This is a genomic window from Apibacter adventoris (assembly GCF_002964975.1).
In the GTDB taxonomy this organism is placed as follows: Bacteria; Bacteroidota; Bacteroidia; order Flavobacteriales; family Weeksellaceae; genus Apibacter; species Apibacter adventoris.
On sequence record NZ_PSZM01000045.1, the window covers coordinates 79,673 to 95,267 of the forward strand.

General features: G+C 28.4%; 11 protein-coding genes. 3 read left to right on the top strand and 8 right to left on the bottom strand.

Features of this window, described 5'->3' with window-relative positions:
* Positions 1-1,230, bottom strand: coding sequence for an ABC transporter permease (locus tag C4S77_RS10030; protein ID WP_105247427.1), 1,230 nt, complete (start codon positions 1,228-1,230; stop codon positions 1-3).
* On the opposite strand from C4S77_RS10030, the gene C4S77_RS10035 reads away from it, so the two are divergent.
* Positions 1,211-2,524, top strand: coding sequence for an exo-beta-N-acetylmuramidase NamZ family protein (locus C4S77_RS10035; RefSeq protein WP_395856366.1), 1,314 nt, complete (start codon positions 1,211-1,213; stop codon positions 2,522-2,524). The two genes, C4S77_RS10030 and C4S77_RS10035, sit on opposite strands and share 20 nt — an antisense overlap.
* A gap of 254 nt (positions 2,525-2,778) precedes the next feature.
* On the opposite strand, the gene C4S77_RS10040 is transcribed toward C4S77_RS10035, so the two are convergent.
* From C4S77_RS10040 to C4S77_RS10050, 3 genes are all read right to left on the bottom strand, one after another.
* A complete protein-coding gene (locus C4S77_RS10040) occupies positions 2,779-3,441 on the bottom strand; it encodes a DUF2461 domain-containing protein (protein ID WP_105247429.1) in 663 nt (220 codons plus the stop codon).
* 133 nt (positions 3,442-3,574) lie between these two features.
* Complete coding sequence (gene guaA, locus C4S77_RS10045) at positions 3,575-5,107, bottom strand: glutamine-hydrolyzing GMP synthase (RefSeq protein ID WP_105247430.1); 1,533 nt, start codon at positions 5,105-5,107, stop codon at positions 3,575-3,577.
* A gap of 69 nt (positions 5,108-5,176) precedes the next feature.
* The gene (locus tag C4S77_RS10050) at positions 5,177-6,355 is read right to left on the bottom strand and encodes a sigma-54-dependent transcriptional regulator (protein ID WP_105193468.1); all 1,179 of its coding nucleotides are present in this window, start codon (positions 6,353-6,355) and stop codon (positions 5,177-5,179) included.
* 171 nt (positions 6,356-6,526) lie between these two features.
* Here C4S77_RS10050 and ribA point away from each other — a divergent pair, with 171 nt between their 5' ends.
* Complete coding sequence (gene ribA / locus C4S77_RS10055) at positions 6,527-7,117, top strand: GTP cyclohydrolase II (RefSeq protein ID WP_105247431.1); 591 nt, start codon at positions 6,527-6,529, stop codon at positions 7,115-7,117.
* A gap of 26 nt (positions 7,118-7,143) precedes the next feature.
* On the opposite strand, the gene C4S77_RS10060 is transcribed toward ribA, so the two are convergent.
* On the bottom strand, positions 7,144-8,826 hold the full coding sequence (locus C4S77_RS10060) for a putative transporter (RefSeq protein WP_105193472.1): 1,683 nt from the start codon (positions 8,824-8,826) through the stop codon (positions 7,144-7,146).
* 265 nt (positions 8,827-9,091) lie between these two features.
* Here C4S77_RS10060 and pepT point away from each other — a divergent pair, with 265 nt between their 5' ends.
* Positions 9,092-10,339 (top strand): peptidase T, encoded by a 1,248-nt coding sequence (gene pepT, locus C4S77_RS10065; protein ID WP_105247432.1) that lies wholly within the window; start codon positions 9,092-9,094, stop codon positions 10,337-10,339.
* 46 nt (positions 10,340-10,385) lie between these two features.
* Here the strand turns inward: pepT and C4S77_RS10070 are convergent, their stop codons facing one another.
* The 3 genes from C4S77_RS10070 to C4S77_RS10080 form a co-directional block, all read right to left on the bottom strand.
* A complete protein-coding gene (locus C4S77_RS10070) occupies positions 10,386-12,329 on the bottom strand; it encodes a site-specific recombinase Gcr (RefSeq protein ID WP_181042869.1) in 1,944 nt (647 codons plus the stop codon).
* A gap of 108 nt (positions 12,330-12,437) precedes the next feature.
* Positions 12,438-14,756 (bottom strand): ATP-dependent helicase, encoded by a 2,319-nt coding sequence (locus tag C4S77_RS10075; protein ID WP_105247434.1) that lies wholly within the window; start codon positions 14,754-14,756, stop codon positions 12,438-12,440.
* A gap of 315 nt (positions 14,757-15,071) precedes the next feature.
* The gene (locus C4S77_RS10080; protein ID WP_105247435.1) at positions 15,072-15,560 is read right to left on the bottom strand and encodes a DUF2867 domain-containing protein; all 489 of its coding nucleotides are present in this window, start codon (positions 15,558-15,560) and stop codon (positions 15,072-15,074) included.
* Positions 15,561-15,595 lie beyond the last annotated feature (35 nt).

A 15,595-nucleotide genomic window follows, 5' to 3' on the forward strand; every position in this document is an offset into this window, starting at 1 on the left:
TTACTGAAATTTTATAGCCTTTATTGGGGTTATTTTAGAAATGAGGTAAGAAGGGATCAATAAAACCAAACCACTAATAAGTAAAGCTGATCCTGAAATAATGAGAATATGGAAAAAATTAATATATACAGGCACTGTGCTTACATAATAATTTTCCGGATTTAACTTTATTATTTCAAAATATTTTTGGATATAAAGCAAAACTATAGCAATAATATTCCCTATTATTAATCCTGGCAACATTATAAAAAGAGTGTAATTAATAAATATTTTTCTAATTTTTCTATTGGAGGCCCCTAGTGTTTTTAACATACCTATAGAATTAGTGCGCTCAATAATTAATATTAATAAAACCATTATTATATTAATTACGACTACTACCATCATAATGGTAAGAATAATAAGAATATTAGTATCAAAAATTTGGATCCAGTCATTAATTTGTGAGAATGTGGTTGTTGCCTTTTCAGCAAAATTATTATATCCCACAAATTCTTCTATATTATTAAAAACGGAATCTAAATCCTCAATATCTTTAATATATATATCATAACCTCCTATATCTTCCCTATTCCATTTATTTAACTTCTGAATATGTTGTATATCACCTATTAGGAAAACATCATCTATTTGTTTAATATCTGTTCTAAACAATCCTTTTAGTATAAACCTTCTGTATACAGGATCTTGATTTTCTTTAACAAAAAACATAATAAATGAAGAATTAATATCTAAGTTTAATTCTTTAGCTATTTTTTCTGACATTATTACTTCATTACTAATCTCATTTACAGAGTATTGAGGGATAGACCCTTTAACCATAAATTTTTCAAACCTATCCCTATCAAAATCTGATGAAACCCCTTTCAATATAACTCCGGCAAAACTTGTTTGAGTTCGTATAACTCCACTTTTTGTAGCATATTCTTGAATTTTGGATACTTCACCATTCTCTTTTATATGATTTAACTGAACACTTTTTTTATTTAAACGGGAACTGTTGAATGAATTATTACTATCATAACTACGAATTGTAATATGTCCGTTAAAATCGGCCATTTTCTGCTTAATTGCTTTTTTAGACCCTAATCCGATAGCTAAAGTTATTACCGATACAATAATACCAATAGCTACCGCCGTCTGTCCAATACGAATAATGATCTGTGATAAATTTTTTTTATTACCTTTGGAAAAGGCAATTCTTTTTGATATGAACCAAGTAAAACCCAATTTTTCAATTTTCTTCAAATATACTTATTTGTTACTTATTTTTTTCTGTTTTTGTTTTATTTCCTTATCTGCACAGGACAAAAAAACTGTGGAAAAATATACAAATGAAAAAATTATTACGGGTGCTGATCAAGTAGATAAATACCTTCCTCTTCTTATAAATAAAAAAATTGCCATTGTAACTAATCAAACAGGAATAGTGATGATACCGTATATATATAATGCAGATACAAACGGGGGGTGTGCTCGGGCTCAAGGAATAGACACTTTATCAATTATCGATTTTCTTATAACAAAAAAAATAAATATAAGTAAAATTTTATCCCCTGAGCACGGTTTTCGAGGAAATATAGATGCCGGAGAACAAATAAAGGATGAAATAGACCCAAAAACTAATATAGAAATAATTTCTTTATACGGAGAAAATAAAAAACCAACCGCGAAGCAATTAAAAAATATTGATGTTATTCTATTTGATATTCAGGATGTAGGAGTAAGATTTTACACCTATATTTCTACTTTACATTATGTTATGGAAGCAGCAGCTGAAAATAACATACCAGTGATTGTATTGGACAGACCTAATCCTAATGCTCACTATATAGATGGACCTGTTTTAAAAGATGAATATCGTTCTTTTGTGGGTATGCATAATGTTCCAGTAGTTTATGGAATGACTATTGGTGAATATGCTTTAATGATCAATGGTGAAAAGTGGTTGAAAAACAAAATTTCTTGTGACTTAACTATAATCAAACTTCAGAATTATAATCATAAGTTAAGATATTCTTTACCAATAGCCCCCTCACCAAATTTGAAAACAGACCATGCCATAAATTTATATCCCAGCTTATGTTTTTTTGAAGGTACTAATGTAAGTGTTGGAAGAGGTACCGATTTTCCTTTTGAAGTATTTGGTTCTCCATATAATTCAGCTTATTCTTATGAATTTATTCCTAAACCTAACCATGGAAATAAGAATCCTTTATATAATGGGATGGGTTGTTACGGTCATGATTTGAGAAATACGCCTTTTCTTTCTGAAATAAACCTGGAATGGTTACTTACTATATATTATAATAGTACTAACAGTACAGATTTACCTGCCGGATATTCTTTTTTTAATAAAAATATTTTATCAAATAAAAATATATTTTTTGATAAACTGGCTGGAACAAACCAATTAAGAGAACAAATAATAGCCGGAAAATCTGAAAAAGAAATTAAAAAAACATGGAAAAAAGATCTTGATAAATTTAAAATTATACGTGAAAAATATTTACTTTACCCTTAATTTTAATCTAAAAATAAATTATAAAGGTCTATTAATTTAAAATTTAGAATAAAGGCTTATATTAACTATAAACAATAGAAACTACTACTCTCTATCACTTTAAATGATAGTAAATAAAGAAGAGATATATTTTTTGAATTTAATGTATTTTTTATAAGACTATGAACGGTTATATATTTTAATTTTTCATCTCCTATTAGTTACAGAATCTTCACTTAATGAAATAAACCTTTTTACCATACAATAAAGAAATATTATTCTTCTAATAAATTATTTAAAAAATCATTTAAAGGTTGCATTTCTTTAAAAATTGAAGCAGCATAGTCAATAAAATTATCAGTAAATAATTTTTTATCGGAAAAGGATTTCATAACGTAAAAATTTTTTAGTTTCAAATATTCAGCAGCCGGATGATTCTTATCAAAACCATTAGGTACTCTTTTCAACATATTTTCTTCCATACATAAATTTCCAAATTCTTTTTTAAATTTTTCCTGATTGATAATAGATTGAAATGTATCAAAATCTTCATAAATCCCTTTTCTTATTTTTTTTAATTCCTCAGGCATCAGCATATAATGTCCGCAGGTCAAAAAATTACCCTTTGGATCTATGTGAATATAATATCCAGCGTTTTTTTTATTTAAAACAGGACTAAATACAGCTCCAAAATGTGTTTTATAAGGAGTTTTATCTTGAGAAAATCGAATATCTCTATAAATACGAAAAATACATTTTTTAGGTTGTAAATATTGAATATTCGGATCAAATTCGGACATAGCTGGAATAAGTTGTGAAACTAGTTTTTCAAAATCTGCACGAGATTGTTCGTACCAAGATTTATTCTCGGTAAACCATTCTCTGTTATTATTTTTTTGTAAAGTTTGTAAAAACTTATAAGTATTTTTTTGTAACATAATTAAATTATCTAAAATTAAAAACTAATTTATATTTCCAGTCAAAAAAATATACTCCATGTTAAAATTATTAAAATAAAAAAAATTATAATTTACAAAAAATTATATGTGTGCATTTTTTACTTATTAATTACTACTCCCATTCAATAGTAGCCGGAGGTTTCGATGAAATATCATAAGCCACTCTATTAATACCTTTTACTTCATTAATAATTCTGTTAGAAACAATTTCTAAAAATTCGTAAGGTAATTTTGACCAAGTAGCCGTCATAAAATCTAAAGTATTAGCGGAACGAACAACTGCAGTATATTCATAAGTTCTTTCATCTCCCATAACACCAACTGATTTTACGGGAAGTAATACAACAAAAGCCTGATTTACTTTATCATACAAATTATTTTTATATAATTCCTGTATAAAAATAGCATCAGCTTCCTGTAATATTTTTACTTTATCTTGATCTACTTCTCCTAATACACGAATTCCTAAACCTGGTCCCGGAAAAGGATGTCTATAAACTAATTCTTTAGGAATTCCTAATTCCATTCCAACTTTCCTAACTTCATCTTTAAATAATTCTCTTAATGGTTCTAATAATTGAAATTTCATATTTTCAGGTAATCCTCCTACATTATGATGAGATTTTATAACTGCAGAGGGTCCTTTTACTGACTGCGATTCTATTATATCCGGATAAATAGTTCCTTGGGCTAAAAAATCTACTCCTTTAATTTTATGAGACTCTTCGTCAAACACATGAATAAATTCATTTCCTATTATTTTTCTTTTCTTTTCTGGATTACTTATACCTTTTAGCTTTGAAAAAAATCTATTTTGTGCATTTACTCTTTTTATATTCATTTTAAAATGCTCACCATAAATTTTCATTACCTGATCACCTTCATCTTTCCTTAATAAGCCTGTATCCACAAAAATACAAGTTAATTGTTCTCCTATTGCTTTATGTATCAATACTGCGGCTACAGATGAATCTACTCCTCCGGAAAGCCCCAAAATTACTTTTTTATCCCCTACTTTTTCTTTTATTTTTTTTATTTCTGAATGAATAAAATCTGTTAGTTTCCAATTTTTATGACATTTACAAATATCAAAAACAAAATTCTTTAATATTTCTGTTCCATATTCTGTATGTGAAACTTCCGGATGAAACTGAACGGCATAAATTTTATTTTTATCATTAGCTATGCAGGCAATTGAATGAGTAGATTTAGCAATTAATTCAAATCCGGGAGGCATAGTGGTTACTTCATCAAAATGACTCATCCAAATAGTTGATTTTTCTGGAATGCCCTGAATTAAAACATTTTGCTTTATTACTTTTAGTTCAGATTTTCCATACTCACCTTTAATACCTTTGGAAACATTCCCACCTAGTAATTTAGTTGTTAATTGCATTCCATAACAAATACCCAGAATGGGAATTCCCAACCGAAATATTTTTTCATCTATTAAGTGAGCCTCTTTGGCATTAACAGAAGAAGGTCCTCCAGAAAGAATAATTCCTTGAGGATTATGCGATATTATTTCTTCTATTGAAGTTTGAAAAGGTAAAATTTCCGTATATACCCCAAATTCCCTTATCCTTCTACCAATTAATTGATTATATTGTGATCCAAAATCTAAAATTATTATTCCTTTTTCCATTACAATTTATACATTGAGTATGTAAATAATTTTTATGCTACACTCGTATTGGTTTAATAATAAAATATTTTAACAAAAGCGTTTTACATCTTCGGGAGTTACAGGATTTCCTCCTAAGATAATAAGCCTTTCTACTACATTACGTAATTCTCTAATATTTCCTGTCCAATCTAGATTTTGTAAGGTTTCTATTGCTTTTTTTCCAAATTCTTTAGGTTTATTTCCTTGTTCTTCTGCAATTATTTTTGAAAAATGCTCAATAAGTAAGGGAATGTCTTCTTTTCTATCCTTTAAGGACGGAACTCTCAACTCAATTACTGAAAGTCTGTGAAATAAATCTTCACGAAAAGCTCCCATTTTTATTTGTTCTTTCAAATCTTTATTGGTAGCAGCTAAAACTCTTACATCTACAGATATTTCACTATCACTACCTACTCGACTTACTTTTCCTTCCTGCAATACTCTCAATACCTTTGCCTGTGCAGAAAGGCTCATATCTCCAACTTCATCCAAGAATAAAGTTCCTTTGTGTGCTAGTTCAAATTTACCTTGTTTATCTTTTACAGCTCCGGTAAAAGATCCTTTCATATGTCCAAACAATTCACTTTCGATTAGTTCAGAAGGAATTGCCGCACAATTTACCTCAATCATTGGCATTGCTGCTCGTAAACTCTTTTCATGAATAGAATGAGCTACTAATTCTTTTCCTGTACCATTAGGGCCAGTAATTAATACTCTTGCATCTGTTGGAGCCACTTTATCTATTATAACTTTTATATCATCCAGTTTTTTGGATGTTCCTACCATTTCATATTTCTTGTTTACCTTTCTTTTCAAAATTTTGTTTTGACTTGAAAGTTTTTGATTTTCATGTATTAAATTTTTTTTATCTAGAGCATTTCTTACAGCACTTAACAATCGTCCTAAATCTGGAGGTTTGGAAATATAATCAAAGGCTCCTTTTTTGATACAATTTACTGCAATTTCTATGGTTCCATGCCCTGAAATCATAATAAAAGGGAGTGTAGGTTTATCTATCATTACAGCATTTAGTAATTCCTCTCCATCCATCTTAGGCATCTTTATATCACATAAAACCAAATCATAATCAAATTTACCTATTAATTCTTTTGCTTCTACTCCATCCGCTGCTTCATCTACTTCAAAATCTTTATTCTCATCTAAGAGTATATTTTTTAATACTCTTCTTATTGTTTCTTCATCTTCAACAATTAATATTTTTGCCATAAATTTTCATAAATTTCAGCTAATATACTGAATTTTAAATAAATTTCTAAGGTCATTTACTTATCAATGTTTATATAATATCATTCTTTTGAACTTTTAATATCTGTAAGTTACTTCTAGTAAATAATAAATTAAATTATAGTAATTTTGTAGCTAAGATAGTATATAAGGATAATGAAAAAACAGATAGAGGCAAAACTTCCTACGGAATGGGGTAAATTTACTATAATGGCTTACGCTGATAACGAAAATGATTGGATGCCTCATTTAGTAATGGTAAGTGATAATACTGATTTTTCTAAAGATGTTAATGTAAGGATACATTCAGAATGTATAACCGGAGATTTATTCCATTCTAAAAAGTGTGACTGTGGTAAACAATTAGATGCTGCTATGAAATATATACACAAATATGGAGGAATACTTCTTTATTTAAGACAAGAAGGCAGAAGTATTGGTATTATTAATAAACTAAAGGCTTACAATTTACAAGATGAAGGAATGGATACAGTAGAGGCTAACCTTAAATTGGGATTCCCTGCTGATGCTCGTGATTTTTCAATTGCTACAGATATTCTTACAGATTTAGGAATAACATCTATAAACCTTCTTACAAATAATCCAGAAAAGATTAAATATATTGAAAAAAGCTATATTACATTAAAAAAAAGAATTCCACTGGAAATATATCCTAATAAAGAAAATAAAAATTATCTTAAAACTAAAAAAGATTATTTTGGTCATTTTCTTGATCTAAAATAATCTTTATAAAATTAGTTTTATCCTTATTAAAAAAATAATAATAAGATTAATTGAGCTGCCATAATTCTTAAAAATGTTGTCAATGGATATACGGTGGCATAAGTAATTGCCGGAGCATCTGAACCTGCCGATTGATTGGCAAAAGCTAATGCTGGGGGATCCGTTGAAGCTCCAGCCAACAATCCACAAATTTCTAAAAAGGTTAGTTTATAAAAAAATCTAGCTATTAATGCTCCTAACAAAAGAGGAATTATGGTAATAAATATACCATATAACATCCAACTCAACCCAGGACCATTAGTCAAAGTATCCCAAAAATTTCCTCCAGCTCCTAAGCCTACACTTGCTAAAAATAAAACTATTCCTATTTCCCTAACCATTAAATTTGCACTATTAGATACATAAGGAGTTACAGAAAAACGTCCTCCATATCTGCTTATCAAAATTGCTATAATTAAAGGTCCTCCTGCTAAACCTAATTTTACAGGAACCGGAATACCTGGAAAATGAAATGGAATGCTTCCAATTAAAACTCCTAAAATAATTCCTAAAAAAAGTTCTGCTACATGCGGATGGCTTAATTCTTTTTTGGAGTTACCAAAATCTTTTGCTAAGGACATTACATCTGAATCTTCACCTATTGCCGTTATTAGATCACCAAACTGAAGTTTTGTATCTCCGTTAGGAATAAATTCAATTCCAGCACGCATAACTCTTGAAATTGTAACACCATATTTACTACTTATTCCTAATTCAGATATTTTTTTAGAATAAGCAAATGGTTTGGTAATATTTATTTTAAGAGAGATAACTTTTTTACTTATGTTCTGGGAAGATAAATCTATATCAACTTTTTTTCCAACAATACTTTCCAAGGCTTCATGTTCATCATTTGTAGTTACTACTAATATTTTATCTCCTTTTTGTAGTAAATAATTTTTATTAGGAATTAATATCTGTTCACCATTCATTACTCTTGATACTACAAAATTAGATTTCAATATTTTCCATAATACTCTTAATTCTTTACCTACAATAGCTGGGTTAGTTACTTCCAAAACAATTTTGCTTAATGTACTTCCTGTTTTATGTTTCCATGCATTTAACCTTGTTTCTGCTTCTATATTTACGTGAAATAACTTTTTCATAAACAACATGCTAAAAATAATACCCATGACTCCAAAAGGATAAGCAATAGCATATCCTGTTGAAAGGGTTTGCATATATGTCCCATGTTCTGAGTTATCTTGCACTAAATCTTTAATGGTTTGTTGTGCAGCTCCCAGTCCGGGAGTATTAGTTACTGCTCCCGACATAATTCCTACCATAGTTGTAATAGGAGTTTTTGTAATATAATGAATGAGGACAGTAACTATCCCACCAAATAAAACAATAATAATTGCTAATATATTTAAAGTAATTCCTTCTTTTTTAAAAGAAGCAAAAAATCCCGGCCCCACTTGTAACCCAATAGTGTAAACAAAAAGAATTAATCCGAATTCTTTTATAAAATGTAAAATATGTTCATTCACTACATAACCAAAATGGGAGACTAAAATCCCCATAAATAAAACAAATGTAATTCCGAAAGAAATTCCAAAGAATTTTATTTTTCCTAAAATTACTCCGACACAAATTACTACACTATAAATAAGCACCGTATAAGCAACAGATTCGTGGTTATTTAAAAGGTCATACAGCCATTCCATATATAACTTTATTTAATGTCATAAAATTAAATTATTTAAGGCATAAATAAAAAATGATTCTCATCAGCTAAATACTTACTAATAGTTTAATTTTATTTTCTTATTCTATAACTTATTGTTTCTCTTTCCCCTATCAAACTCATATTATTCTTATTTATTTACTAGATAATTTTTTATAATCAAAACTTCTATTTTTTACTTAATATAGCTTTTTAAAGTATATTTATTTTCGCTTTTTCTTACATTTGAAAAAATAATTTAAAATATGCAGACAATATTATCAAATGAATGGCAAGAAAAATTACTAAAAAGATTTTTAAAATATATAAGCTTTCACTCAACAAGTAAACCTGGCATTGATACAATACCCAGTACTGAAAAACAATGGAATATTGCCAAATATTTATATGAAGAATTAAAAAATATAGGCGTAGAAGATGTCTCTATTGATAAAAATGGCTATGTTATGGGAAATATTCCTTCTAATAAAGATAAAAGTATTCCTACAGTAGGGTTTATAGCACACTATGATACATCTCCGGATTTTTCTGGCGAAAATGTTAAACCTAAAATATGGGAAAATTATGATGGTTCTGATCTATTATTGAATAGTGAAACAAATTTTATTTTAAAAGTTTCTGAATTTCCTGAATTAAAAAACCATATAGGAGAAACTCTTATAACAACAGATGGAACAACTTTACTTGGATCAGATGATAAGTCTGGTGTAGCAGAAATTGTTACAGCTGCTGAATATTTAATTTCTCATCCTGAAATTAAACATGGAAAAATAGCTATTGGCTTTACTCCTGATGAAGAAGTAGGAAAAGGGGCTGATTTATTTGATGTGAAAAAATTTAATGCTGACTGGGCCTATACTATGGATGGAGGGGAAGTAGGTGAACTTGAATTTGAGAATTTTAATGCCGGTGGAGCAACAATATCTATAATTGGAAAAAGTGTTCATCCTGGTTCTGCTAAAGGAAAAATGATTAATGCAGCCTTACTGGCTGTAGAATTCTCTAACCAAATGCCTCATAAGGAAACCCCTTCTACCACAGAAGGTTATGAAGGATTTTATCATTTAACACATATTTCGGGAAGTGTCGAAAAAGCAAAACTCCAATATATTATCAGAGATCATGATTTTAAAAAATATGAAAATAGAAAAGCTTTTATGATAGAAACGGCAGAAAAGCTTAATAAAAAATATGGAGAAGGTGTTTTTCATATTGAAATAACAGATCAATATTTTAATATGAAAAAACAAATTGAAAATAAAATGTTTATTATTGATATTGCTGAAAAAGCTATGGAAAAAGCTAAGATAAAAGCCAATATTAAAGCTATTCGGGGAGGAACTGATGGAGCCAGATTGTCTTACATGGGATTACCATGCCCTAATATTTTTGCTGGAGGATTAAATTTTCATGGTCCATATGAGTTTGTACCTTTAGAATCTATGATTAAAGCCACAGAGGTTATTTTAAATATTGCAGAAAGCATTGAATAAAATCTAAGCCCCATAAAATAAAAAGATTTGAAAATTTCAAATCTTTTTATTTTATGGGTATAAAAAAACTCATAGGTCTTTTAAGAAATAATTTGAATGCTGAATATAATATTTTACTTATTTCTTTAGTAGGTACATTAACCGATTTCATAGCTACCCATAAAGATAAAGAAAAACTAACTAAAAAATTTGATATCCCGATTCCAAAAATACCTATAAAACCTACGGCTAAATTCTGCCAGGAAATATCAAAATTAAAATGACATAGAGCAAGTGCATAGTTACCGGCAGAAAAAGTGATATGTCTTATATCAAAAGGAATACCTAAAAAATTTCCAATTAAAAAGGCACACCCTAAACAACAGCCTAAAAATACATTCCCTGCAATTCCTCCTATTTTATTTTCATACCATTGTACTAGTTTTTTGCGTTTTTTTTCTTTTACAAATTTTTTAATTACAGGATGATTGTATAACCTTTGCGGAATATTATGATACTTGGTATGGTTTTCTGTGATACCCGAAACTAATCCTGACAAAAATAAGAAAACTCCTGCTATAGCTCCGAACCAGAAAATTTTAATATCTAAATTTACCACTTCATCTTTAAAACCAGATGCTTTGTGATTGTTAATTATTTCAATAGTTGTAAAGTAAGATAAAAAATAATAAATTAATATTCCTACAATAAAAGCGGCTAACACATTTCCTATAAAGGATATAAACTGACTTCTGAATAATCTGCTAAAAAATAATCCAAATTCTTTATAATCATTTGAAGATTTTTCATCTTGATTTAATATATGAGCTAAAGTAGCAGCAGTCATCGCCGGTTGTTTTGTCGCTAAAGTCCAGTGCATCAAATATATAGTTACAAAGCCCCAGGAATAATTGAAACTGTATAAGGCTGCTTGTCCAAAAGGAGTATGATCTCCCATTCCCATTTGTGTTTTTATAAAACATAATATGGCCACCAAACTTCCTCCTCCTGCAGCGGAATAAAACATTTTAAGATACTCTTTCGGAGTACTGGTTATATATTTTTTTCCTGTTTGCCGATTATGCCATGTAATTAAAAATGTGACAATATAAAGGGTACTTTGAAAAGAATTGGTTACATTACTTTTAGGTGAATAAAAATTTATCCAATTCTTTGTTATATCAGCCATAGCATAGGCTAAAGTTTTACTATCTAACAAATATAATGCATTTAACAATACTGAAATTCTTTCTAATTGTTGTCTGATTCTGGTTATTTTAATAGTAATTCTTAAAGAAATTCCTTTTTTTTCTTTTTGATTAAGAATGTTATCTAAATAAATCTGGCAATTTTTAACTTCATTTTCCAGTGATTTTATTTTTTGAGCATCTATAAATTCATGATTTTGAAGTACACCTATCAAACTTTTGGCTAATTTTTGGAAAGGAGTATCTTCTATATTTTTTATATAACTCATTTTAAAAATTTCAGCATCTACTGCTCCTCCTACTATCCTATCTATCAATATAAGAGCTCCTTCTCTTATTTGTTTTTTTACATATTCTTTGTTACATATTATTATATCAGTATTAAATAAGGCTTCATAAAATTTAAACCATCGGTCAACGGGGATTATTTTTACAAAGTTATGATTGGCTTTTGAATATAATACTTCATTAGAAAGAGACAACAAGGTTTGATCATCGGATATTTGGGGTAATAAATTATTCCATATTTGACGAAAGAACAATGTGACTAATTTATCATCTGAAAAAATACCTAGATCAGTCATAAATTTCTGCATATAAATGTTGCAGAAAATAGGATTTAATTGCTCTAATAATTTCTCTTTTACTATGGGATTAGTCTCTATTGCTTCTGTTAGAAAATCAATAAACTCAATGGAATTATCAAAACCTCTTCGCCCATATTTTATTAAATTTAACAAAAGGTTTCTTTCTCCTGTTATGCTTAAAATTTTTTCTAATTTTTCTAGATTCTCTGTATTCACAATAAGTAAATATATTAAAAAATCAATATACTTTATTTTTTTGATTAAATATTATTCACATTTTTATGTTTTTTAATGTTTTAAATTCTCTTTAAATAAAATTTATCGTTATAAAACTTTTAGTTTAGCAAATTTTAATAAAAGCTTTTTTTCTCCTTCATTCTCAAATTTAATTACTGCTTTAGCATTATCAGGATCGCCTTCTATGGAAATAACTTCACCTCTTCCAAAACGATCATGCAAAACTTGATTACCAACATTTAAAGCTGAAATAGATCCTTCTATAGGATTGGCTATTGTTGCATTTGAAATAGGTTTTAATTTTTTAGGCGAATTACTTATTCCACTAGTAGAAGAATCTGCTGGTTTCAAAGATTTTCTATTTCTCGGTGTAAAATCATCATCAAATATATCAGAATCGAGACCTGTATTATTTTTAAATGAATTAACAAAATTTACGTTAAGAACTTCCATATATTTTTCGCCTACTTCTTCCATAAATCTACTAGGTTCTCCATCTACAATTTTCCCCCAACGAAATCGAGTAATTGCATAAGTAAAATAGGCTTTTTCTTCAGCTCTGGTCAATGCTACATAAAATAGTCTTCTTTCTTCTTCTAGCTCTTGTCTTGTATTCATAGACATTTGTGAAGGAAATAAATTTTCTTCCAGCCCTACAAGAAACACTACAGGAAATTCTAATCCTTTCGCTAAATGGATAGTCATTAAAGATACTTTGTCATCCTCTTCTTCACCTGAATCCAAATCCGAAGCCAAAGCAATGTTCTCCAAAAAATGATTTAAGCTAGGATCACCTTCATCTAATTGTTTTTGCTCTTCTACAAAACCTTGTAAGCTATTCATTAATTCCTGAATATTTTCTACTCTGGAAATTCCTTCTGGCGTATCATCTTCTTTTAATGACCTTAATATACCTGAGGTTACTGCTACTTTCATAGCTACTTCATAAACATCTTCAGTTTTGAGTAAAACTTGAAAACTCTGAATCATTGTCCAGAAATTTATTAATTTATCAAAAGCAGCTTTATTTAATCCCAAAGATGGAAAGTACAGTTCTAAGTTTTCTAATAATTCATCTAAAGATTTTCCTAATTTATCTGCTCCTACAATTAATTTATTTACAGTAGTATCCCCTATTCCTCTTGTCGGATAATTAATAATACGTAAAAGTGCTTCCTGGTCTTTGGGGTTGACCAATATTCTTAAATATGCTAATAAATCTTTAATTTCTTTTCTTTGATAAAAAGATAAACCTCCGTATACTTTATAACCTATATTTTTTTTTCTTAATGCTTCTTCTATTGCTCGTGATTGGGCATTTGTCCTATATAAAACCGCAAAATTTTTATTCTTTTTTTGTTGTGATACTTTAAGATTAAAAATTTCTGCTGCTACATAATTGGCTTCATCTGCATCTGAAAGAGCTCTATATACCGGAATTTTATCGCCGGGTGGATTACTTGTCCATACATTTTTATCTAATTGTTCTTTATTTTGCGAAATTACGGTATTTGCCGCTTCTACTATAATTTGGGTTGAACGATAATTTTGTTCTAATGGAATGACTTTTGCATCCGAATAGTCTTTTTTAAAATTTAGTATATTTTTTATATTCGCTCCTCTAAAAGCATAAATGGATTGTGCATCATCTCCTACTACACATATATTTTCAAATCGTGAAGCTAATGCTTTTACAATCAAATACTGAGAATGATTTGTGTCTTGATACTCATCTACCATAATATACCGAAATCGATCCTGATACTTAGCCAAAACTTCAGGAAAACGTGTTAGTAATTCATTGGTTCTTAATAATAAATCATCAAAATCCATCGCCCCCGATTTAAAACATCTTTCTACATATGCTCTATAAATTTCTCCGGTTTTAGGACGCATTGCTGAAGCATCAGCTTCAATCAATTCTGGATTATTAAAATAAGAACGAACTGTAATTAAATTATTTTTATAGGTAGATATTCTTCCTAATACTTGTTTAGGTTTATATATATCTGTATCTAACTGCATTTCAGCAATTACTTTCTTGATAACATTAACACTATCCTGGGTATCATATATTGTAAAGTTACTAGGAAATCCTAATTTTTGTGCTTCTGCACGAAGAATCCTTGCAAAAACGGAGTGGAAGGTTCCCATCCATAAATTTTTAGCTTCTGTTCCTCCTATCAATGAAGAAATTCTTTCTTTCATTTCTCTTGCCGCCTTATTGGTAAAAGTAAGAGCCAAAATGTTAAATGAATCGATTCCTTTATCTATTAAATGTGCTATACGGTAAGTTAACACTCTTGTTTTTCCAGAACCGGCTCCAGCTATTATCATTAAAGGTCCTTCGGTTGTACTGACCGCCTGCTTTTGAACTTCGTTTAAATCTTCAAATAAATCTTTCATACCAAATTCAAAGATAGGAATTTTAATTTTTTTGTTTAATCATATTTTTACCTTACGTTTATACTTAGACTAATAATTTCTGATATTTTAATTTTCTAAGTATTTTTTGTATAGAAAAAAATTTTAGTTTTAATATATTGATATCTTATTAAAAGATAGTTATATGAAAACAAAACTGAAACAATTCTAATTTCTCTTTTTCACAGTTATCTTTCTTATTATTATCCAACTATGATTTCTTTATAAATAATTAATAAAGGATTTATAAATTATTTTATATCTTTTAAGCTTATTTTGCCCTAGATTATTGTTTGCTTATGGTTTACTATAGGCTTGTTTAACCATGCTTTTTATTACGCATTCATGAAAAGGTTTAATCAATTTCATATATATTTTCCCCTTAGTATTATTATATTTAACTAAAGTTGTAATTTTTATATTATACTTAATATTTTTATTATTATAAACACTAACACGAAAATTCAAATGAGAATCGTTTAACCCTAATATTATTTCATCTTTTGAAATATCATAAATTTTGAATAAACCTATATATCCTCCTACTTTAAATTCATTATTATAATCTTTAGGTTTTTGTTCTTTTATCCCTATTATTTTTACAATAAAATTTCGTAAATCAAATAACTTTTTTACCCATTTTTTAGAAGTTCCAAAAATAAGTATTGATATTTCTTTCAGAGTATTTTTATGATTTGTAATTGAAAATGTATCACTAAAATCTATATGATCCAGACTTTGAAATGCCAAAGAAGATATAAACGGTATTTCTTTTTTTACTTTCATTCATTTGCATTTTAGTACAAATGTACTAAAATTAT

Bases quoted from the DNA above. Each gene is read 5' to 3' on its own strand.
- C4S77_RS10035 (WP_395856366.1), top strand. From the start codon at position 1,211: ATGAACCAAGTAAAACCCAATTTTTCAATTTTCTTCAAATATACTTAT.
- C4S77_RS10040 (WP_105247429.1), bottom strand. From the start codon at position 3,441: ATGTTACAAAAAAATACTTATAAGTTTTTACAAACTTTACAAAAAAAT.
- guaA (WP_105247430.1), bottom strand. From the start codon at position 5,107: ATGGAAAAAGGAATAATAATTTTAGATTTTGGATCACAATATAATCAA.
- C4S77_RS10050 (WP_105193468.1), bottom strand. From the start codon at position 6,355: ATGGCAAAAATATTAATTGTTGAAGATGAAGAAACAATAAGAAGAGTA.
- C4S77_RS10060 (WP_105193472.1), bottom strand. From the start codon at position 8,826: ATGGAATGGCTGTATGACCTTTTAAATAACCACGAATCTGTTGCTTAT.
- pepT (WP_105247432.1), top strand. From the start codon at position 9,092: ATGCAGACAATATTATCAAATGAATGGCAAGAAAAATTACTAAAAAGA.
- C4S77_RS10075 (WP_105247434.1), bottom strand. From the start codon at position 14,756: ATGAAAGATTTATTTGAAGATTTAAACGAAGTTCAAAAGCAGGCGGTC.
- C4S77_RS10080 (WP_105247435.1), bottom strand. From the start codon at position 15,560: ATGAAAGTAAAAAAAGAAATACCGTTTATATCTTCTTTGGCATTTCAA.